This window comes from Mesorhizobium sp. WSM4848 (genome assembly GCF_055811375.1).
Map to the genome: position 1 here is coordinate 1 of NZ_JBVVPX010000007.1, position 20,204 is coordinate 20,204.

General features: G+C 64.3%; 19 protein-coding genes and 4 pseudogenes. 12 read left to right on the forward strand and 11 right to left on the reverse strand.

Annotation, left to right across the window (positions count from 1 at the left end; all coding sequences use genetic code 11):
* Window positions 1–179 precede the first annotated feature (179 nt).
* Window positions 180–548, reverse strand: coding sequence for a hypothetical protein (locus AC0L16_RS09115; RefSeq protein WP_473620283.1), 369 nt, complete (start codon window positions 546–548; stop codon window positions 180–182).
* A gap of 192 nt (window positions 549–740) precedes the next feature.
* Here AC0L16_RS09115 and AC0L16_RS09120 point away from each other — a divergent pair, with 192 nt between their 5' ends.
* Complete coding sequence (locus AC0L16_RS09120; protein ID WP_473620285.1) at window positions 741–1,043, forward strand: hypothetical protein; 303 nt, start codon at window positions 741–743, stop codon at window positions 1,041–1,043.
* Window positions 1,044–1,091: 48 nt separating this feature from the next.
* Here the strand turns inward: AC0L16_RS09120 and AC0L16_RS09125 are convergent, their stop codons facing one another.
* Window positions 1,092–1,787 carry an XRE family transcriptional regulator gene (locus tag AC0L16_RS09125; protein ID WP_473620286.1) on the reverse strand — a complete coding sequence of 232 codons (696 nt, stop codon included), beginning with the start codon at window positions 1,785–1,787 and terminating at the stop codon, window positions 1,092–1,094.
* Window positions 1,788–2,135: 348 nt separating this feature from the next.
* Between AC0L16_RS09125 and AC0L16_RS09130 the strand changes: the two genes are divergently transcribed.
* The 3 genes from AC0L16_RS09130 (at window position 2,136) to AC0L16_RS09140 (ending at window position 3,652) form a co-directional block, all read left to right on the forward strand.
* Window positions 2,136–2,528 (forward strand): hypothetical protein, encoded by a 393-nt coding sequence (locus AC0L16_RS09130; RefSeq protein WP_473620288.1) that lies wholly within the window; start codon window positions 2,136–2,138, stop codon window positions 2,526–2,528.
* Between the two features lie 112 nt (window positions 2,529–2,640).
* Window positions 2,641–3,246 carry a DUF6456 domain-containing protein gene (locus AC0L16_RS09135; protein ID WP_473620290.1) on the forward strand — a complete coding sequence of 202 codons (606 nt, stop codon included), beginning with the start codon at window positions 2,641–2,643 and terminating at the stop codon, window positions 3,244–3,246.
* A gap of 133 nt (window positions 3,247–3,379) precedes the next feature.
* Complete coding sequence (locus AC0L16_RS09140; RefSeq protein WP_473620292.1) at window positions 3,380–3,652, forward strand: hypothetical protein; 273 nt, start codon at window positions 3,380–3,382, stop codon at window positions 3,650–3,652.
* Window positions 3,653–3,943: 291 nt separating this feature from the next.
* Here AC0L16_RS09140 and efp read toward each other — a convergent pair whose 3' ends face one another.
* Window positions 3,944–4,510: an elongation factor P gene (gene efp / locus AC0L16_RS09145; RefSeq protein WP_128170705.1), complete on the reverse strand. Its 567-nt coding sequence runs from the start codon at window positions 4,508–4,510 to the stop codon at window positions 3,944–3,946.
* Between the two features lie 129 nt (window positions 4,511–4,639).
* On the opposite strand from efp, the gene epmA reads away from it, so the two are divergent.
* Complete coding sequence (gene epmA, locus AC0L16_RS09150) at window positions 4,640–5,683, forward strand: EF-P lysine aminoacylase EpmA (RefSeq protein WP_473620294.1); 1,044 nt, start codon at window positions 4,640–4,642, stop codon at window positions 5,681–5,683.
* Between the two features lie 428 nt (window positions 5,684–6,111).
* On the opposite strand, the gene AC0L16_RS09155 is transcribed toward epmA, so the two are convergent.
* Entirely contained in the window at window positions 6,112–6,708 is a 597-nt protein-coding gene (locus tag AC0L16_RS09155; RefSeq protein ID WP_473620295.1) for a DUF922 domain-containing Zn-dependent protease, read from the reverse strand.
* Between the two features lie 254 nt (window positions 6,709–6,962).
* On the opposite strand from AC0L16_RS09155, the gene msuE reads away from it, so the two are divergent.
* The 5 genes and pseudogenes from msuE to AC0L16_RS09180 all read left to right on the forward strand — a co-directional run bounded on the left by msuE (window position 6,963) and on the right by AC0L16_RS09180 (window position 11,533).
* On the forward strand, window positions 6,963–7,514 hold the full coding sequence (gene msuE, locus AC0L16_RS09160) for an FMN reductase (RefSeq protein ID WP_473620297.1): 552 nt from the start codon (window positions 6,963–6,965) through the stop codon (window positions 7,512–7,514).
* A gap of 58 nt (window positions 7,515–7,572) precedes the next feature.
* Window positions 7,573–8,938, forward strand: a pseudogene (locus tag AC0L16_RS09165) (LLM class flavin-dependent oxidoreductase).
* 26 nt (window positions 8,939–8,964) lie between these two features.
* A pseudogene (locus tag AC0L16_RS09170) lies at window positions 8,965–9,701 on the forward strand (ABC transporter permease).
* Between the two features lie 57 nt (window positions 9,702–9,758).
* Window positions 9,759–10,757 carry an ABC transporter substrate-binding protein gene (locus AC0L16_RS09175; RefSeq protein WP_473620299.1) on the forward strand — a complete coding sequence of 333 codons (999 nt, stop codon included), beginning with the start codon at window positions 9,759–9,761 and terminating at the stop codon, window positions 10,755–10,757.
* A gap of 13 nt (window positions 10,758–10,770) precedes the next feature.
* A pseudogene (locus AC0L16_RS09180) lies at window positions 10,771–11,533 on the forward strand (ABC transporter ATP-binding protein).
* 34 nt (window positions 11,534–11,567) lie between these two features.
* Here AC0L16_RS09180 and AC0L16_RS09185 read toward each other — a convergent pair.
* The 5 genes and pseudogenes from AC0L16_RS09185 to AC0L16_RS09205 all read right to left on the reverse strand — a co-directional run bounded on the left by AC0L16_RS09185 (window position 11,568) and on the right by AC0L16_RS09205 (window position 17,326).
* Window positions 11,568–13,538, reverse strand: coding sequence for an acyltransferase family protein (locus AC0L16_RS09185; protein ID WP_473620300.1), 1,971 nt, complete (start codon window positions 13,536–13,538; stop codon window positions 11,568–11,570).
* 315 nt (window positions 13,539–13,853) lie between these two features.
* Window positions 13,854–14,063 (reverse strand): annotated as a pseudogene (locus AC0L16_RS09190) (SPW repeat protein); the annotation flags it as partial.
* 48 nt (window positions 14,064–14,111) lie between these two features.
* A complete protein-coding gene (locus AC0L16_RS09195) occupies window positions 14,112–16,085 on the reverse strand; it encodes an acyltransferase family protein (protein WP_473620302.1) in 1,974 nt (657 codons plus the stop codon).
* A 518-nt stretch (window positions 16,086–16,603) separates the two neighbouring features.
* The gene (locus AC0L16_RS09200; protein WP_473620303.1) at window positions 16,604–16,966 is read right to left on the reverse strand and encodes an SPW repeat protein; all 363 of its coding nucleotides are present in this window, start codon (window positions 16,964–16,966) and stop codon (window positions 16,604–16,606) included.
* A gap of 138 nt (window positions 16,967–17,104) precedes the next feature.
* The gene (locus tag AC0L16_RS09205) at window positions 17,105–17,326 is read right to left on the reverse strand and encodes an alkylphosphonate utilization protein (protein ID WP_027154286.1); all 222 of its coding nucleotides are present in this window, start codon (window positions 17,324–17,326) and stop codon (window positions 17,105–17,107) included.
* A gap of 189 nt (window positions 17,327–17,515) precedes the next feature.
* Between AC0L16_RS09205 and AC0L16_RS09210 the strand changes: the two genes are divergently transcribed.
* Window positions 17,516–17,869, forward strand: a complete 354-nt coding sequence (locus AC0L16_RS09210; RefSeq protein WP_258123208.1) for a cupin domain-containing protein — start codon at window positions 17,516–17,518, stop codon at window positions 17,867–17,869.
* A gap of 174 nt (window positions 17,870–18,043) precedes the next feature.
* Here the strand turns inward: AC0L16_RS09210 and AC0L16_RS09215 are convergent, their stop codons facing one another.
* Both AC0L16_RS09215 and AC0L16_RS09220 read right to left on the reverse strand, forming a co-directional pair.
* On the reverse strand, window positions 18,044–18,274 hold the full coding sequence (locus tag AC0L16_RS09215) for a hypothetical protein (RefSeq protein WP_473620305.1): 231 nt from the start codon (window positions 18,272–18,274) through the stop codon (window positions 18,044–18,046).
* A gap of 259 nt (window positions 18,275–18,533) precedes the next feature.
* Window positions 18,534–18,797 (reverse strand): hypothetical protein, encoded by a 264-nt coding sequence (locus AC0L16_RS09220; RefSeq protein ID WP_473620306.1) that lies wholly within the window; start codon window positions 18,795–18,797, stop codon window positions 18,534–18,536.
* Between the two features lie 318 nt (window positions 18,798–19,115).
* On the opposite strand from AC0L16_RS09220, the gene AC0L16_RS09225 reads away from it, so the two are divergent.
* Window positions 19,116–20,051, forward strand: coding sequence for a hypothetical protein (locus AC0L16_RS09225; RefSeq protein ID WP_473620308.1), 936 nt, complete (start codon window positions 19,116–19,118; stop codon window positions 20,049–20,051).
* Window positions 20,052–20,204 lie beyond the last annotated feature (153 nt).

A 20,204-nucleotide genomic window follows, 5' to 3' on the forward strand; every position in this document is an offset into this window, starting at 1 on the left:
CCCCGCGCCCGGAGAGGGGGCTTTCGTAGGGCGCAGTCCCCCTCTCCGTCTCGGCTTCGCCGAGCCACCTCTCCCCCACTCTCGTGGGGGCGAGGAACCCAAGCTGGAATGAAGCTGCGAATGCCGCTTCGGCTTTCACTAACTACCAATGCTGCTGGCGCAAGCGCCGACCCTCCGGCTTACGCCGCCTGCCGCGCCCAGAGGCGGTGGCCGTAGCGGCGGAAGAAGCGCGCCAGCAGCCGCTGCTGCCTGGCGCGGGCGAGATCGGCGCCGCGCCTTTCCTGGCGCCAGCGTGGCATGTTGCGATAACGGGCAATGAAGCGGGCGGCGTCCTCGAGCGCCTCCTCAGCCGATTGCGCCGGGCGGATCGCCGCCAGGAACAAGGCCTCGCCGAGCTTCAACCGGTCGACCAGCGCCTTGCGCTGGCCATGGCCGAGGCGCGCCCGGCCTATGCCGTCGAGGCGGATAGCGGCGAAGGCGGCGAGCATGGCCGGGCCGTCGCCGGTATAGCCGCAATCACGGGCGAACTGGGCGGAGAGGGCGTCCATCTTCGTCTCCTTGGCTGGCGGCGGCGCGACGGAAACCGTGTCCCGCCGCCCATTCGTCTGGGGTATCGGATATAAGCATAACTCAAAAAATGCACAAGTTAAACTTTTGCATGGGTTGAGCGGAACCGACTCGACTCTTCGGGAAAAACCCCTAATGATGTGAACAAAATAGGAACTGAGGCATCAGGGACGATGGCATTGCCGGGCAAGGAAGCAACGATCGCCGAGGTCGTGTCGATCGCGGTCGAGTGTATCGATTGCGGTCGAAACAGATGGTGGAAGCCGGCGGAGCTGAGGCGTTTCGGGGTGACCGCGCAGACGCCGCTGGCGGCGCTGTCGGGGCGGCTTCGCTGTTCGGCCTGTCGCGCCGATGGCCTGCCGGGCGCGGCGGTCTCGATCCAGGCGGCGTTCGTCGACGAGCGGCAGCAGCGCCGCGCCGAGGCGCGGATGCTTGGCGAGCGCGAGGTTCCACTGGAGAGATCCATGCGGGCTTGAGTGTGTGGCGATCTACCTTCTCCCACAGGGGGGAAGGCGCGCTCCGCCTCAATACCCCAATAGTTCCTTGAGCGGGATGACGCGCCAGACGTGTTTTATCGCGTAGCGGTTGAAGGTCAGCGTCTTCGGCGGATTGTACTGCTCGACGACCAGCTCGGCGGCGGTCCGCTTGACCAGCTTTTTGATGAAGGCCTTGCCGTTTCGCTCGTTTTCCTCGGGAAATATCTCGATCACCACGTGGTCGCCGGGCACGGCATCGCGGCCGCCGCAATAGAGCATCTCGCCGGGCTCGTAGCGCGGCACCATCGAGTCGGAGAGCACGTGCAGCGCGAACACTTTGCGCAGATGGGCGATGCCGGGCGGGCGTTGGACATAGCCGGCGACCTCGCCGTTGAAGGTGAAGTCGCCGTCGTCGCCGCCGACCGCCGCACCCAGAAGCTCGATGTCCATCGGGCCGGCGGGCAGGGGGGCGGCGTCGGTGACGATCTCGGCGTCGGCGACAGTGTCGGCGTCGTCGAGGAAGACGACCTCGCCCTTGCCGAGCGCCACCGGGTCGACGCGCAGGAACGCAGCGGTCTTCAAAAGGTTCTCGGTTTTTGGCAGGTTGCGGCCGGTTTCCCAATTGCCGACAGCGGCGACGTCGGTGTCATTATGCTCGGCAATATGGCGCATCACCAGGCCGCGCTGCTTGCGCGCCTTGCGGATCGCCGCCCCGACCTTGATCGACAATGAGGTTTTCGCCATGGCGCCATCTGAAACATAAGAATCGGTTTCGTCCATGAAAGAATGGCTTGCACAATTCTTGAGTTATGCTTATATATAGCCATGCACAAGCCACGCTCCATCTCGCTTTCCCATCCGTCCCGGCTGTCCTCCTCCCCGGCCGGGACGAAGCCCGAGGCTCGCGCCTCGGATCCGGTCGCCCTGCCGTCAGCGGCGGCGACCGGAACGGCCGGAGCCGTCCCCCACGGCTCCGGCCCCGAATTTCGGCGCCGCCGCGCTGCCCCTCACCTGCCTGCCGGCATCCTCTCCCCGGGAACGGGGAGAGGGCGCAGCTTCGGCATCTACGCAACCTTTCAATGGACCAACGCCATGCCCGCCTTTACCGACACAAAATTGCAAAGCATCGCCCGCACCCCGGCCAGGCTGGCGCCGCCGGTCTGGCTGCCGCAGAGCCCGTTCGTGCGCGAGATCCACGGGCCCGACGGCGAGGCCCTCAAGGTGCCGTCGCCGCGCCCCGCAGCCGCCGTCGGGCGCCAGCCGCATGTCGCGGCCATGCGCTTCATCGACTGCCTGTTCAACCGCTGCCGCGCACCGCTCGATCTGACGCTCGAGCAAGACCCCGAAAACGATGCGCCCGGCAGCCGGCCGGGACTGGAGATGCTGTGCTGCGGCCTGCGCACGCGGCCGCTGAAAAGCTACTGCGCCTATCACGCGGCGCGGTTCTGCGATCGTCGCCGTACGGCCCTCGCGGTCGCAGCGTGAGCAGCATCGGTCGAGAGTCTTCTCGCCAAGCACGGCGGCCCGGTTCCTCGCCCCCGCTGCGCGGAGGATCCCAGGTTCTGCGAAGGCAGCAAATCAAACGAGGAGACTGTCCATGAGCAAGACTGCCCAAAAGGCCAAACCCAAACCGCCCAAATTACCCACGGGCGAGGCCGAGCAGGTGCGCATCCGCAAGCAGGTCGGTCATGATTTCGCGCTGAAGGACGATGCCTTTGGCCGCAAGCGTCTGGCGACCGGCACGCTGGAGGCGAGGCGCGTCTATGAAGTGTCCAATAGCGGCCACACCGCGACTGGCGGCATCGTGCGCGTGCGCAACGTTGACCCGCTGACCGGCATCACCTCGCTGTCGCGCCAGCAGCGCGAGGCGGGCATGCGCTACCGCGAGGATTTTCGCGTCTCGGCACAGGACGGCGTCAGGCCGATGGCGCTGACCGAGCGCGTCGACGGCGGACGTATCGGCGGCGGCGTTGCCGACCGCATCCTGTCCGCCGGCCGCGCCTATGCCGACGCCACCAGGGCGCTAGCGCATTGGGAGGTGTCGGTCGTGGTGCAAAAAGTCTGCTGCCATGGCGAAACGGTGAAGAGCCTCGCCGAACAGACCGGCGAGCCGCGGGATGTGCTGTCGAAACTGCTCAAAATCGGGCTGGACTTGCTGGCGGTGCATTACGGAATGATGCTGATGCGGCGGCCGCGGGGGTAGGGCGCCAACGGATGGGGCGCCGCACCGATGGGTGATCAGGCTGGAGGCGAAGCTCGATCCGCCAGCATCCTCCAATTGAAGGGCGCGGGTTTCCCGACCGCCTGTTACGCTGCGCCATTGCTGGTAGGTCACTATGCCAAAGATGCCGCTAAATCCTCATTTCGCAGATACGGCGCCGACGTCTTCGGTGCTGACCGCGTATGACGAGCACTGCATGCTGACTTACATGCGGCTGCTCGATGCTTCGGCGGACGGCGCCGATTGGCGCGAGGTCGCCCACAGCGTCCTGCACATTGACCCGGAGCAGGAGCCGGAGCGGGCATTCCGCGCCTGGGCGACGCATCTGGCGCGTGCCCGCTGGATGACCGGGGTTCGTGTCGATCGGCATGATAGCGGCACGGAATGACGCCGGAGATTTTTCGTGGAACTGCCATCCCAGTCTGCCCGTTTAGATAGGAAACCAACTGGGAAGCGCCCGATGAACTCTTGGCGAATCAACACCTTGGAGGCATGCTGCCTGCTTGCCGTCCCGCTGTCGATGATCCTTACAGTTCTGGTAGCGGGTTTCATCCTTGGCTGAAGCTGCACTGTTCAGTGAAGGAGACGGCACGCATGGTGGCACCGGCGTGAGTTGCGGCTTAACCTAGGCGTTCATCGCGCGGGACACCGGCAGCGACGACAAAAGCGATCCTGCCTCTCAGTCCTTGGCGCGCTCCACATAGGCGCCATCGGCAGTCATCACCACCACGCGGGTGCCGGCGGTGATGTGCGGCGGCACCAGCGTGCGCACGCCGTTGGACAGCGTCGCCGGCTTGTAGGACGAGGACGCGGTCTGGCCCTTGGTCACCGGCTCGGTTTCGACCACCTCGAAGGTGGCGCGCTGCGGCAGCACAAGCGAGATGGCGATGCCGTTATACTGGGAGATCTGCACCGCCATGCCTTCCTTGAGATAGGGCGCCATCTCGCCGACCACGCTTTCCGGCACCGCGACCTGGTCGTAGCTTTCCGGGTTCATGAAATGATAGCCTTCGGCATCGTGGTAGAGGAAGGTATGTTCGCGCTCCTCGACATAGGCGCGCTCGACCTGCTCGGTGGTGCGGTAGCGCTCCGAAACCTTCACCCCGTCGGAGATGCGGCGCATGTCTAGCTGGGTCACCGGCGTGCCCTTGCCCGGATGGATGTTTTCGGCAAAGAGGATCACATAGAGCTTGCCGTCCTTTTCGACGACATTGCCTTTGCGTAGGGAACTGGCGATGACCTTCACGGGCTTTATTCCTAACAGCGTTGACTGGCCTGGGAGCGCCGACCGGCGCAAATCGGCTGCGGGAGCCGTCCGGTGCGGCCTAGCGCATCTTGGCGGCAATCGCCAGTCCTCGATGCAAATCCTGTCGTCATGACCGCCGCCTCGCCCTGGTGGACGCCTGATGTTCACGCCGACCGGCGGCCGCGGCTGATCCTGCGCAATGCCATCACTGTGGCCCTGCGCGACTGGTTTGCCCATCGCGACTTCATCGAGGTCGAGACGGCGGCGCTGCAGGTCTCGCCCGGCAACGAGGCGCATCTGTCGGCCTTCGCCACCGAGGCGATCGGCCCGGACGGGCGGCACCTGCCGCTTTATTTGCACACCTCGCCGGAATTCGCCTGCAAGAAGCTGCTCGCCGCCGGCGAGAAACGCATCTTCAGCCTGAGTGCGGTCTATCGCAACCGCGAGCGCGGCGCATTGCACCATCCGTCCTTCACCATGCTCGAATGGTACCGGGCCGATGAGACCTACGACAGCCTGATGCGCGACTGCGCCGGGCTTGTCGCGCTGGCCGCCGAGCGCGCCGGCACGAAACGCTTCGCCTTTCGCGGCCGCGAGGCCGATCCGTTCGCCGAGCCGGAGCGGTTGAGCGTCGCCGAGGCTTTTGCGCGCTATGCCGGCATCGACCTGCTGGCCACGGTCGCCGCCGACGGCAGCACCGATCGCGAGGCGCTGCACGCGGCTCTGGTCCAGGCGGGCTTGCGCACCGCGCCCGACGACAATTGGGCCGATCTGTTCAGCCGGGTGATGGTGGAAAAGATCGAGCCGGGGCTGGGGCAGGGGCGCGCCACCATTCTTTACGGCTATCCGATTTCGCAGGCCGCCCTTGCCCAGCCGAACGCCGATGACCCGAGGACCGCCGAGCGCTTCGAGCTCTATTGCTGCGGCGTCGAGCTGGTCAATGCGTTCGGCGAGCTGACCGACGCCGCCGAGCAGCGCCGGCGCTTCATCCTTGAGATGGACGAGAAGCAGCGCATCTATGGCGAGCGCTATCCGATCGACGAGGATTTCCTCGCCGCACTGACCATCATGCCGCAGGCGAGCGGCGCCGCGCTCGGCTTCGACCGGCTGGTGATGCTGGCGACGGGGGCGGGCAGGGTCGAGGATGTGATGTGGACGCCGGTGGCGGGGTGAGGCGAGGCCTGCGCTCTACGGCGCCCCCCTCTGTCCTGCCGGACATCTCCCCCCTCAAGGGGCAGGGCTGTCCGGGGAAAGTTTTTCGGTTGCATACCGGGCTGCGGAAGACTCGCATTGATTGCATTTTTCGACTTTTGGACCCCGAGCGGTGCTTCTCTTTCCGTATGCGCACCGGTCGAACGACGAAACGGACGCGGGCCATACCATTCGGGGATTGCAATGCAGCGCCCAAAGACTCGTCCGAGTTGCACAAGAACTTTCCCCGGACAGCCCTGCTCAAGGGGGGAGATTACGCCTTCGCGTCGCTCCGGCCTCAATCGCAGATGTTGAAGGACGAGGTGCGGCGTTGCGGTCAGCCGATCTCCCCCCTTGAGGGGGAGATGCCCGGCAGGGCAGAGGGGGTGCCTCGCTCAGTCCTCACAATACTACCGCCCCATCAGCAAAGCGACGATGAGCTGCTGCAGATTGCCGCGTGGGGCGAATTCTACCCGGTCGAAATCGCGGCTTGCCTGCCGCTGCGCCTGGGAGAGTTCGGCAAGCCGCCTGGTCATTTCGGTCCTGATCTTTTTGCAGCCGGGATCGTCGGGGACGGACAGGCCGATGGTCGCCGTCTCGATCTTGCGGACCATGTCGATGATGATGTCGCCATGCACCTTTTCGTGGGCGGCGAGGCCAGCGGCGAAAACGTCCCAGCTCTTCTGCACGGCGGCCGGCACCGGCCCGGACGATTTGGGCAAGGTGTAGGTTATGATGAGTTTTGGGCGCGCCGACACCAGCACGCAGGAATTGCCTTGCTGCTGATAGTCCCTGACCCAGGTCAGCTTGAAATTGGTATAGGCCATGGCGCGGACCCTGCTTTTGCCGATCGTCGGACCGCGCTCGCCCATCGAGGCATGGAGCTGGGGACCGGTCTGCCCTGAAACGGCGTAGGTCTCGACCTTTTCGACCGGCTTCCAGCCCGCCTGGGCTGGCGATGCCAGCAAAATGGCCAGGAGCAGGTACGTCAGAACGGCTGTTTTCATGCGAATCCCTGTTTTCATGCGAATCCCCGGGGGGGCGATGCCTTTGGTGCGCTGAGATCATCAACGCATGGCCGGAATGCGGTCAAGGCACCCTTGCCAAACTCGCCGTTCGCATTTCGCGTTGAAAGAACCAATCAACGGCGATGTGCCGCAAACTCAATCCGCTTGGCGGGCTCGTTTTGAAATCTTCTCTCTCATCAAACTCTATAAACTTAGTAGAGTTAATGCACACAAGTGTTTTGCGAGGAGCCCAAATGTCGAAAAATCTGGTGGTGGGGCTGTCGGGCAACCTGACCCGTCCGTCGAAGACCAAGGCGTTCATCAGCCACATCGTTGCGGAGGTGGCGAGCAGCACCGGCGCAGCCTCGACCGTTTTCGACATCGAGGATCTCGGTCGGTCCTTTCCGCTGGCAAGGCGCATTGGCGACCTGGATCCATTGGCCAGGAACATCGTCGAGCGATTGCTGGGCGCCGACGTCCTGGTGGTTGGCTCGCCGACTTTCAAAGGTAGCTACACCGGGCTTTTCAAACATTTCTTCGACCTGCTCGACCCGTCGTCCCTGCGGGGAAAGCCGGTCATCCTTGCTGCGACCGGCGGCGGCGATCGTCATTCGCTGGTGGTCGAACATCAGCTGTGGCCGCTGTTCGGCTTCTTCGAGGCGCTGACCCTGCCGACCGCGATCTATGCCTCCGACAAGGACTTCGCCAACGGCGTGCTGGTGTCCGAAGCCATCCATGCTCGCGCCAGGCAAGCGGTCGCCGAAGCATGTCGGGCGGTGCCACGCAGCGTTGGTCTTGCCGCCTGAACACGCCACCGGCCCGCGTCCTCAATTCCCTTCCCGCACAGCTCAGAAGGAGCCCGCAATGACCAGACCCAGCAAGGCCAGGCAGATCAAGCTTGGTGCCTTCCTGCCCGGTGGCGGACAGCATATCGCTGCCTGGCGCCATCCTGACGCGCCGGCCGACGGCGCGACGAATTTCGAGTTCCACAGGCAGCTCGCGCTGACCGCCGAACGCGGCCTGTTCGATGCCTATTTCCTCGCCGACAATCTGACCGTCGGCCTCGGCGCCCGCGAAGGCGGCAATGCCAAGATCGCCGGGTTCGAGCCGGTGACGCTGTTTGCCGCATTGGCGCCGCTCACCACGCATCTGGGCTTCATCGCCACCGCCTCCACCACCTATGAGGAGCCCTATACGCTCGCCCGCAAGTTCGCCTCGCTCGACCTGCTGTCGAACGGCCGGGCCGGCTGGAATGTCGTGACCTCGGCGGGCGACGAGACCGCGCGCAACTTCAATCGCGAGACGCAGCCTGCCCACGCCGAGCGCTATGCCCGGGCGCATGAGCATGTCGTGACGGTCAAGGCGCTGTGGGACAGCTGGGAAGACGATGCCTTTATCCGCGACAAAAAGTCGGGGCGCTTCTACGACAAGGACCAGCTTCACGACATCGACCACAAGGGCCGGCATTTCAGCGTCAAAGGCCCGCTCAATGTGCCACGCCCGGTGCAGGGCCATGCCGTGATGGTGCAGGCCGGGCAGTCGGAGGACGGACGCAAGCTCGCCGCCCAGTCGGCTGAGGTCATCTTCACCGCCCACCAGAATCTGGCCTCGGCGCAAGAATTCTACCGCGACATCAAGGCGCGCGTGGCGGCGGTCGGCCGCGATCCCGGTCAGGTGCTGATCATGCCGGGCGTAGCCCCCTTCGTCGGTCGCACCGAAGAGGAAGCCCGCGCCAAGTACCGGCAGTTGAACGAGCTGATCCTGCCCGAGGATGGCGTGGCCCTGCTCAATGGGCTGGCCGGCCAGACGCTCGACATCAGGGGCTACCCGCTCGACGGACCGCTGCCGCCGAGCAAGGAAACCGAAGGCATGAAGAGCCGCCAGGCGCTGATCCGCCAGATTGCCGACGAGCACAACTTCACCCATCCGCCAGCTCTACCAGTGGGTGGCGACGGCGCGCGGCCACTACACCATCATCGGCAGCGCGGCGCAGGTCGCCGATCAGTTGGAGGAATGGTTCGGCAACGAGGCCGCCGACGGCTTCAACATCCTACCGCCGTGGCTGCCTGGCGCGCTCGAAGATTTCGTCGACCTGGTGATCCCCGAGCTGCAGCGTCGCGGCCTGTTCCGCACCGCCTACGAAGGCAGGACGCTGCGCGAGAATCTCGGCCTCCGGCGGCCGGAAAATCCCTGGACCGCCGGCCGCTCCAAGGTGCTGGCCGCCGAATAGATTCCCTTGAAGCAAAGGGCAAGACGATGAGTTTGCAACACATCGAGCAGCGGGTCACGATCGATGCACATGACGGCAGAACCGGCCTTGGCGCCGATTTCCCGCGCCTGGCCAACCGCACTGTCATCCGCTTCCTGTCCCGTTACGGCATCCTGATCGCCTTCCTCGCGATCTGGCAGGTGTCAAGCCGCGCGGGATGGGTCAACGCCGCGGTGCTGCCGCCGATCGACACGATCGTCTTCGCATTGTGGAACGGTCTGGCCGGCGGCACCTTGCTCGGCGACATCGCCATCAGCCTGCAGCGCGCCGGCCTCGCCTTCGCGGCGGCTGTGGCGGTTGCCATCCCGCTCGGTCTGTTCATGGGCCAGGTGCGCGCCATCGAAACCGCGCTTGACCCGATCCTGCAGGTTTTCCGGCAGACCTCGGCGCTGGCACTCTACCCGGTGTTCATCCTGCTGCTCGGGCTGGGGGAGGCGCCACGCGGCTCACCGCGTTTCGCCGGGTCGTGCTTCCAGGGGCCGTCCCGTCGATCTTCGTCGGGCTGAGGTTGAGTGCGACCACGGCGCTCTTGTTGCTAATCGCTTCCGAAATGATCGGCGCCAACAAGGGCATCGGCTTCCAGGTGATGAACGCGCAGTACAACTTCCAGATCCCCCTGATGTTTGCAGCGATCGTCATCCTTGCCGGCCTCGGCCTGATCGCCAATCAGGCGCTGGTCAGCCTGCAGCGGCGGATCTGCCGCTGGAGCAATCCCATCGACTGACCAGATTTCAACCATCCTCTCCAACAGGCACCATTCTCCAACAGGAAAGACCGGACCATGCCAATCACTCGCCGATCCCTGCTTGCGGGTGTTCCCTTTGCCGCCGGCATCATCGCCTCCGGCCTGCCTCGCTTTGCCGTTGCGCAAGCCGCGCCGGTCACGTTGCGCTACCTCGCCAGCCGCGGCAGCATCTCGCCGCATGAACTGGCGGGCGCGCTCGGCTATTTCAAGGAGGTCGGCGTCAAGCTTGAGAATGTCGGTTACTCCAGCGGCGGCCCGGAATCGCTGTTCGCGCTCGCCTCCGGCAGCGTCGATCTCGGCTCGGCCGCAACCGCTGCGGTGATCAATTCGATCTCCGGCGGCAACGACTTCGTCGCCGCCTATCCAAGCAACGGCATCAACGGCCGAGTGCGTAGCGTGTTTTACGTGCTGGAAGACAGTCCGATCAAATCGATCGCCGACATCGCCGGCAAGACCATTGCGGTCAACACGCTCGGCGCCCATCTCGACTACACCGTGCGCGAGGCGCTGCACGGCGTCGGCCTGCCGCCGGATGCCGCCAACCTCGTCGTCGTGCCCGGGCCGCAGCTTGAACAGACATTGCGGTCACGCCAGGTCGATATCGCGGCACTGGGCTACTGGCAGGCGACGTTTGCCGGCGCGCTAGTCGACAAGGGCGGCGTGCGCGGCGTGTTCAACGACACCGACGTGCTGGGCGAACTGGCCGGCGGCTTCATTGTCCTGCGGCGCGACTTCATCACGGCGCATCCGGATGGCGCCCGCAATTTCGTAGCCCAGTCGGCCCGCGCCGCCGACTGGTCGCGCCAGAACCCGGACGAGGCGCGCAAGGTGCTCGCGGACATCCTCGACAAGCGCGGCGAAAATGGCGAGCTGGCGCGCTACTGGACCGGCTTCGGCCTGCGCGAAGGGGCGAAGGCTGACGACCGCGACATAGACTTCTGGGTCGGCGTGCTCGAGCGCGACGGCCGGCTGCCCAAGGGCAGGCTGAAAGCCGCTGACATCCTTTACCAACGCGGCGAAACGAAAACCAATTGATCGGGAGACGGCCATGGCCAGCACAAGCGGCGGCGAGGTCACGATACGCGACCTCTCCAAATCCTTCACCCTCGGCGGGCGCCCGCTTGCCGTGCTGAGGGCGCTCAAACCTCGCCATCCACTCCGGCGAATGTCTCGTCATAGTCGGCGCCAGCGGATCGGGCAAGACCACGCTGCTGCGCATTCTTGCTGGGCTGGAGGCCGCCGACAGCGGCGGTGTCGCGATCGACGGCAGGCCGGTCCATGGCGTCGGCGCCGAGCGCGCTGTCATCTTCCAGGAACCGCGCCTGCTGCCCTGGCTGACGGTGCTCGGCAACATCGCCTTTGGCCTCGAAGTGCGGGGCGTGCCCAAGGCGGAGGCCGAGGACAAGGCCCGCTTCTATACCGCGCTCGTCGGTCTGGCCGAATTCAGCGATGCCTATCCCAGGCAGCTTTCGGGCGGCATGGCGCAGCGCGTCGGCATCGCCCGGGCCTTGACCGTGCAACCTGAAATCCTGCTGCTCGACGAGCCGCTAGGCGCGCTCGACGCCATGACCAAGATCGGCATGCAGGAGGAACTGGCGCGCATCTGGAGCGAGGAGAACGTCACCATGGTCATGGTCACCCATGATCTGGAAGAAGCGATCTATCTTGCCGACAGGGTGCTGATCCTGCCCAGGGAGAAGGGCGGCTCAGCGCGGCTGGTCGAGGTTGACCTGCCGCGCCCCCGCGATCGCAGCGAGAGCCGGTTCGTGCGCTACCGCGAAGAACTGCTGCGCGAGTTTGGCTTGCACTGAGATGTCGGGTGAAAAAGCGCGTCTTGCGCCGCCCTTACATCTCCGCCGCCACCTTCGAGAACAGCGCGCGCTCGATCGGCGGCTCCAGCGTTGCCGCAAAGGGCGTTGCAAGGTGGTGGCGGTCGCGGAAGGCCAGCATGCCGTCGATGAACACATGGCAAGTGGTCTGATCGCAAAAGCGGTTCGTCATGTCGAGATAGGTGGCGTTCGGAATGCCGCGCACGATGTCGCGCTCTTCCTTGGCGATGTCGTCATTGGCGGCCATCACCCTCTGCGTGCCGCATGCGGCCGGCGTCTGGCCGCGCCACAGGGCGCGTGCCACACATTTGTCGGCAAAGCTGCTATTGAAGGGCACGTCTCTGATGACCGCGACCCTGATCCCGGCCTGACTGAACGCCCCCAGGGTCCAGCGCAGGCCGCTCCGCCACTCCTCGTTCCAATTGGCGTGCTTCAATTCATCGGGCGATTCCCGCATCATATTACCGATCGAGAATTCCGAGATCACCACCAGACTCGGATGCAAGGCAATGATGTCCCTGATCGACTGCTCGCGCCATTGGTCGCATTCGCTGTAGTCGCGCTTCAGCCGCGAGTTCCAGGTCGTCACCCGCGAGGCGTGGCAGGAGGATTTCAGATAGGTGACGACCCGGTAGTTGTTCTTGCTGGCCGCCTCGATCAGCGGCGTCGACCAGTGGTCGGCATGCGAATCGCCGAATAGCACCACCGAGTGCTCGGCATCTTTCGCGCCAAACACGCAAGGGTTCGGCTTGATGGTTTCCAGATCGAGCACGCAGCCGGCGTTGGTCGCGCGCACCGTGGAACTCTGCGCCGCGCTGCTTGCGATGACGCGCTGTTCGGGGCTGAGATTGTGCTCGGCAAAGCGCGCATTGCCATAGGCCACGACCACGCCCGCACCGGTCAGCACGACAGCGGGAACGAGCGCGCGCGCCGCGCTCGCCATCAGCCAGCTATTGCGACGGATCGGGTTTTCGATGAAATTATAGGTGAAGAGCGACAGCGCCAGCGTCAATGCCACGCAGGCAAGCCGCCCGGGCCACGAGAGGTCGGGCACCATCATCGTCGCATAGACGATGACCGGCCAGTGCCAGAGATAGAGCGAGTAGGAAAGTTTCCCCAGCCATTGCAAAGGCGGCAGCGCCAGCATGGCGCTCGGCCCGCTTTGGACATTGCCGGAGCCGCTGAGCAGCAGGAGCACGGTGCCGGCCACCGGCACCACCGCCGCGAAGCCGGGGAAGGGGGTGTCCTGCTCGCTGAAGGTCAGATAGGCACCGGCGATCAGCGCCAGGCCAAGCCATGCCAGTGCTGCGCCCATTTGCGGGCGCTCTCGCCAGAATTTTGCCGGCGCCATCGTCGCCAGGCCGCCGGCGGCGAATTCCCAGGCCCTGAGCGGCGAGAAATAGAAGGCCCACGGCTGCGCCACGGTGGTGAGCCAGGCGCAGACGGCGAACGACACCGCGCCGGTGAGGCCGATCACCAGGATCGCAGTGCGCTTGCCCGGGCGCAGCCATGCGGCCAGCAGAAGCAGCCCCGGCCATACGAAATAGAACTGCTCCTCGACCGAGAGCGACCAGAAATGGATGAACGGGTTGTTCGCCGCATCGGCGGCGAAATAGTCGAACGACCAGCGGATCAGCCAGAAATTGATCGCATAGGCCGAGGCATACATGGCGCCTTTCGAATAGAGCGACTGTTCGTCCGGCGACAGGATGAAGTAGCCGGCGACCAGCGTCGCGAAGATGACGAACAGCGAGGCCGGCAACAGGCGCCGGGCGCGCCTTGCGTAGAACCGCCACAGGTCCAGCCTGCCATCCTCGGCAATCTCCCGCAGCAGCTGGCCGGTGATCAGATAGCCGGAGATGACGAAGAAGATGTCGACGCCGGTGAAGCCGCCCGGCAGGTCCGACAGACCGAAATGGAACGCGACGACGCCTGACACCGCCAGCGCGCGTAAGCCCTCGATATCCGGCCGGAACGATGGCGACACGGCGATTACCTCGCGTAGAGTCGTTGAAAAAAGCTACCCGTTTCGAAGACTCAACGCGATGCGCCGATATGCACTGCAAAAATCTAAGGCAGTGCAACATAAGCAAAAAATCTAACGCAGTGCAACATAAGTGGAAGTTCGCGGACTGCAGCCGCGATTTGCACGTCAGGAAGCGCAGCGCCAGCGCCAGCCTGAACCCACGCGACGGCCGATTTTTGACACAGGAGTGATTGGCCGGCGAGCGGGCCTGCGCACCGATCTCAGGCTTTAGAGGAGCCTGCCGCTCGCGCGGAGGGCCCCCCTAAGTCGTCACCATCACGCATGCGCTGGCGGACGACGACGGTGGTCCCAGACTGTCCAGACCGACGCCGCGACCACCAGCACGCCGAGAACCACTTGGGTTCCCATCGCGTTGACGTTCGCCGTAAAGCCAAGCAGCCAGGGCGAAACGATCAGCAATAGCCCGACAACAAGGTTCGCCCACCCTTCCCATTCGGCGAATGCCGAAAGCGTGGCGATAGCCAGAGGCGCCGGACGACGAAGACCTGCCTGAGCGGGCATTCGCCTCCCGCCTTACTTTACGGTTGTGGTCACCGTGTTGGAGAACAGCGCGCGCTCGACCGGCGGCTCCAGTGTTTGCGCAAAGGGCGTCGCCATGTGGTGGCGGTCGCGGTAGGCGAGCTTGCCGTCGATGAAGACACGGCAGGTCTTGGCGTCGCAGAACCGGTCGGTCATGTCGATGTAGGTCGCGTTGGGCACGGCGCGCACGATGTCACGCTCCACCGCGGCCATGGCGTCGTTGGCGGCGTCGGTTCGCGGCGCGTCACATACCGATGGCGTCTGTCCACGCCACAGCGCGCGGGCCACGCAAGTGTCGACAAACATGGTGTTGAACGGCACATCGCGGATGAAGGCGACTTTCAGCCCGGCCTGGCTGAACGCCTCCAGCGTTGCGCGCAGGCCGGCCTGCCAGTCCTGATTCAGGCTGTCGGATTGCTGGGCGTCGGGCGACAGTTTGCGCGAACTGGTCAGCGAGATCTCCGAGATCACCACCAGGCTCGGGCGCAGGGCGATGATTTCCTTGATCGATTGCTCGCGCCATTGATCGCACTCGGTGTAGTCGCGCTTCAGCTTCGAGCTCCAGACCGTCAGCCGCGACGCCCGGCAGGCGGCTTTGAGCCAGGTGACGACCTTGTAGTCGTTCTTCTTCGCCGCCTCGATCAGCGGCGTCGACCAGTGATCGGCATGCGAATCGCCGAACAGCGCGATCGAGCGCTCGGCATTCTTGGCGCCGAACTCGCAGGCCTTCGGCGTCACGGTCTCGTAGTCGACAACGCAGCCTACCCTGGCGCGCGCGGTGGAGGGCTGCGCGGCAGTTTCGGCAATGATGCGTTGCGAGGGATCGAGGCCGTCCACGGCAAGGCGCGCATTGGCGTAAGTCGCCATGACGCCGGCGCCGGTCAGCATTGCGGCGGGGATTAGCGCGCGCGCCGCGCTCGCCATCAGCCAGCTATTGCGACGGATCGGGTTTTCGATGAAATTATAGGTGAAGAGCGACAGCGCCAGCGTCAATGCCACGCAGGCAAGCCGCCCGGGCCACGAGAGGTCGGGCACCATCATCGTCGCATAGACGATGACCGGCCAGTGCCAGAGATAGAGCGAGTAGGAAAGTTTCCCCAGCCATTGCAAAGGCGGCAGCGCCAGCATGGCGCTCGGCCCGCTTTGGACATTGCCGGAGCCGCTGAGCAGCAGGAGCACGGTGCCGGCCACCGGCACCACCGCCGCGAAGCCGGGGAAGGGGGTGTCCTGCTCGCTGAAGGTCAGATAGGCACCGGCGATCAGCGCCAGGCCAAGCCATGCCAGTGCTGCGCCCATTTGCGGGCGCTCTCGCCAGAATTTTGCCGGCGCCATCGTCGCCAGGCCGCCGGCGGCGAATTCCCAGGCCCTGAGCGGCGAGAAATAGAAGGCCCACGGCTGCGCCACGGTGGTGAGCCAGGCGCAGACGGCGAACGACACCGCGCCGGTGAGGCCGATCACCAGGATCGCAGTGCGCTTGCCCGGGCGCAGCCATGCGGCCAGCAGAAGCAGCCCCGGCCATACGAAATAGAACTGCTCCTCGACCGAGAGCGACCAGAAATGGATGAACGGGTTGTTCGCCGCATCGGCGGCGAAATAGTCGAACGACCAGCGGATCAGCCAGAAATTGATCGCATAGGCCGAGGCATACATGGCGCCTTTCGAATAGAGCGACTGTTCGTCCGGCGACAGGATGAAGTAGCCGGCGACCAGCGTCGCGAAGATGACGAACAGCGAGGCCGGCAACAGGCGCCGGGCGCGCCTTGCATAGAACCGCCACAGGTCCAGCCTGCCGTCCTCGGCGATTTCCCGCAGCAGCTGGCCGGTGATCAGATAGCCGGAGATGACGAAGAAGATGTCGACGCCAGTGAAGCCGCCGGGCAGGTCCGACAGACCAAAATGGAACGCGACGACGCCGGACACCGCCAACGCACGCAGCCCTTCGATATCAGGCCGAAACGATGCTGACACGGCAAAACCTCGCGAAGTCGTTGAAAGCCACCCGTGCGAAGACTCGACGCAATGCATTGATATTGCAATGCAACAAATCTAACGCAGTGCAACATAAGTGGAAGTGCGGGGAGCAGCGCGGCATGCTCGTCGGCGTGACCTCGGCAAACGCCGCGCCAGCGCTGCCATCCGCATCCGCTGCGGCGGCGGATTTTGGGCGGCGGGATTTTGGAGCACAAAAAGACAATTTGGCCGGGATACGGCGGGCGGGAGGCGTGCGAATTTGACTGGCGCCCGCTCTATCTGTTCGTTTTAGCCGCATTTCTGCAACGCCAAGTGATTCCACTTGGCTGCAAAAATACTCTAGCGGGCCCGATCTCAGGCTTTAGAAGGAGCCCGCCGCTCGCGCGCCGGGCTCCGCCCCTTAAAGCGCCTCGCGTTCGAAAGGAAATCAACGCGCTTTAAGTCTTTGTTTCTATGCATGTCGTTACCCCAAAACCGCTGCGCACTTTTGGGCGACATGCATTAGTCGTCACCGATCACGCATGCGCTGGCGGATGGTGACGGGAGTCCCAGACTGCCCAAGCAGATGCCGCAACCACCAGCAAGCCGAGGACCACGTGGGTCGCCATTGCGTTGGCGTTTGCCACGAAGCCGAGCAGCCAGGGCGAGGCGATCAGCCAGAGCCCGACGACAAGGTTCACCCACTCTTCCCATTCGGCGAATACTGAAAGCGCCGCGAGAGCCAGGGCGCCGAGCACGACCGCGGCAAGCCAGGCGTTCCAGGCAGCAGCGGTTTCAGCAGCGAAGCCGATAACCCAGGGTGAGATGAACAGGCATGCCGCAAGGATCAGGTTGATCCAATCCTGGGCCTTCTTTCCTTCCATCAGATCGTTTGCCATGACAACCTCCACAGATGAAGCTTGACCAAAGCACTACGTCGCGTGCAACGCACGCTTAGTCATTGATATATCGCACTTTCGGCGGCTTTCAAGGAGTGGCTCCAGGGCGGCCGGTTACGCACTGAGTGCCGGGCGCGATCACGCCTTTTTCAGGAACTCGGTCTTCAGCACCAGGCCCTTGACCTGCTTGGTGCTGCACTCGATCTCGCCGGGATTGCCGGTGAGGCGGATGTTCTTCACCAGCGTGCCGCGCTTGATCGTCTCCGACGTGCCCTTGACCTTCAAATCCTTGATCAGGGTGACGGAATCGCCCTCGTTCAACTGGGCGCCGTTGCTGTCTCTTACGATCGCGTCTGTCATATCAGGGTCTTTTCATCGAAGCAGGACAACGGACTACCCGGCGGATGGCGGCAAGGTCAAGCCATGGCACGTGGCAAACCGTGCCATCGCTTGCTCGTGAACCGGACAGGGCACCCGCGTTGCTCATCTCAGGTGCTTCGGCTATTGACCAACTGCCAATGCCGGCACAGTTCCAGACGGAGCCCGACCATGACAGAGAAGACCATCCTCAAATTCGGCGCGGTCGAAAACGCCGAGGCGGGCGATCTCGCCGGCTGGGTCGTGGTCGATGGCAACCCGACCATGAAGACTGCCGTCCAGCACACCACAGCGGACGGCAAAGTCATGTCGGGAACCTGGCAGGCCACCCCCGGTACCTACCACGCAACCTACAGCGACTATGAATTCGTGCACATGATCGCTGGGCGCATCGTCATCACGCCCGATGGCGGCGCGCCCGTCGAAGTCGGCCCCGGCGACGCCTTCGTGGTTGAAGCCGATTTCAAGGGAACGTGGAAAATCATCGAGCCGGTGACGAAGCATTTCGTCGTCAGGGTCGGCTGAGGCCGGAGGCGAACGGAACAATGCTATCACGGCCTGGCGCGCCGCCAAGTCTGTTGATCCCGAGGCCTGCCGATCGGGCTTGTCGATCCCCCGGGCCTGCCGATCCCGGGCACCGCAAGCGCGGTGCGGTCGAAATGAAGAGATAGAGCCCCTCCATCAGGGATGGATGAAACTCTAGAAATCGAAATACATCGCCGGCGGATACGGACTGGACACATTCTTGTCGACCGGCGCCGCTATTGCACCGGACGACGCGGTGATCCCGCCTGTGGACTTATTGTCGAGCTGCGGCCGGCTTTTCTCGGCTGTGGCCGCTTTCGCATCGGTGGCGACGACTTTCGTTTTAGTCTCGACGGTTTGCGAAAGGGCGAGCACCGCGAGAAGTGCAGATAGAGCAAGTTTCATGACGGCGTCCCTCAATGGTTAACGTTAGGTTAACCCCAGCCGCCGGCCCAAACACCGCAGCAGTGTGGAAAGGCGTGGAATTCTCTGGAATTCCTGGAATATGGCTTGTGGAAAGTGCGGCCGCGGGGGGGAACGGAGCAGGTGCCGGCACGTGCAGGCTTGCAGCCGCATCAGGCCGAAGCCTGGAGCGGCCGCGACCGAACCCAGACATCCAGTCGCGCTTGGCCGCTCAATGTCGCGGCCAACGCTGGTGTGAAGATCAATCCCTGAAGCCGTTCGAGTCGAGCAGGGCGACCTGCTTGCCGTCGATGAAAAAGCGTATCACGTGCGCGCCGCCGTCGACTTCGATGCGCGTAGGATCGATGACCGGCGCCGCAGGAGCCGCCTTGCCATATGTCGCTGCCGCGCGCGAGCCGGCAGCGGCACGCGACGGTCCATCCGGCCCGAAGGTCAGCAGCAGCAGTGCAGCGGATCCAGCCGCAACCGCGGTGAAAGGGATTTTGCGGGAGGCAATCCAGGACATCGAATCATTCCTTCCTTGTTCAGGCGGCATCTACGCTGGTTTGTGCTGTTGCGAGAGCTAGGCTTCGCCGTCGTTCAAATGACTGAGGAAGGGTGTTGGCATTCAACCCTAGATGGCGTGAGTTTCATAACTTGCCCTTGCCCTGCGCGACCTTAGCGCCGCCCGGCGGGGCGAAAAGGGCAGACGCGTGGAGCGGCGTGGAATTCTGCGGATTTCCTGGAATATGGACTTTAGGAGAGGTCCGGCTCGCCATGAATGCGGTGGGCGCAAGGGCTGGCACATGTTATGCCTTGCGGTGGCATAACGGGGCGGGCGGGGATGGCACAGCATATCGCGCAGAAATTACGGTTGACTGCGGCCCTGCTGGGAACCGTCGCCCGCAAGGACCTTGCGGCGGCGTTCCGGGCGGTCAACCCGAACACGGCGTTCGATCTCGGCCGCGCCGACAAATGGCTGCAGGGCCGCGCCCAGCCACGTGAGCTCAGCGTCTACGACGACTGGTCGAAGCTTCTCAAGCTGGAGCAGCCCGGCGCCTGGATCGCCGAGAGCGACCTGCCAGGGTTCACGGCGGCGATCTGCGCCCGCCACGGCGTCGAGAGGGCCGAACTGGAACGTCGCGCCGGTGCGCATTTCGAAGCGGCGTCCGGGCATGAGGAGCGAAGCCTTGGATTGGCCCTTGTCGGAACCTACGCCTGTTATTCGCGCGCCTTGTCGCCCTATTATCGCGGCCAGTTGATCAGGGGCAGTCTGTCGATAGAAGCCGGGCCGGGGGCGCACGGCCTGACTGCCGCCTATCGCGAGGCATTGCCGACCGGGCAGCTCTTGCTCGGTGGGCTGATCACGCCGGCAAAACGCGGCCTTTATGCCCATCTGAAGGAAACCAGCGGCGAGGCCCAATTCTTCTTCTGCCTGTTTCCGCACTCGCGGCCCGGAACCGTGCTTGGTGGCTATCTGTGCGGCACCTCCATCATCGGCCCGGAGCCGCAGCCGTCGCTCACCAGGATCCTGATGATCCGCTTGCGCAACCCGGCCCCCACGACATGGGGCGGATATCTGCCGTCCGACGGGTCGATCGCTAGGGATTTGGCGTCGCTTGGCCTCTCCGTCGAGCAGACGGAATCGGTGGACCGGCAGTTGGCGCAATTCCTCGCCGGAGACAGCGACGGCGGCGCCAACGAGATTCCGCCGGCCGAATTCCGGTCCATTCTCGACGTGTTCGACCGTCATTGGCTGCGTCATTCGGGTCAGGCCTGACTCGTCTTCTGCCTGTGCGGAACCGATCACTACGTCAGTTGTTGTGTCCGGCGACCAAAGCGCCGTCCGGTCCAGTTGGGCCGCCAGCGCCCGCTCGCGTCTTGGAGCTCGCCGGCGCGAAGGAAGCCAAGTTGCGCGCCGGCTCAATATGCC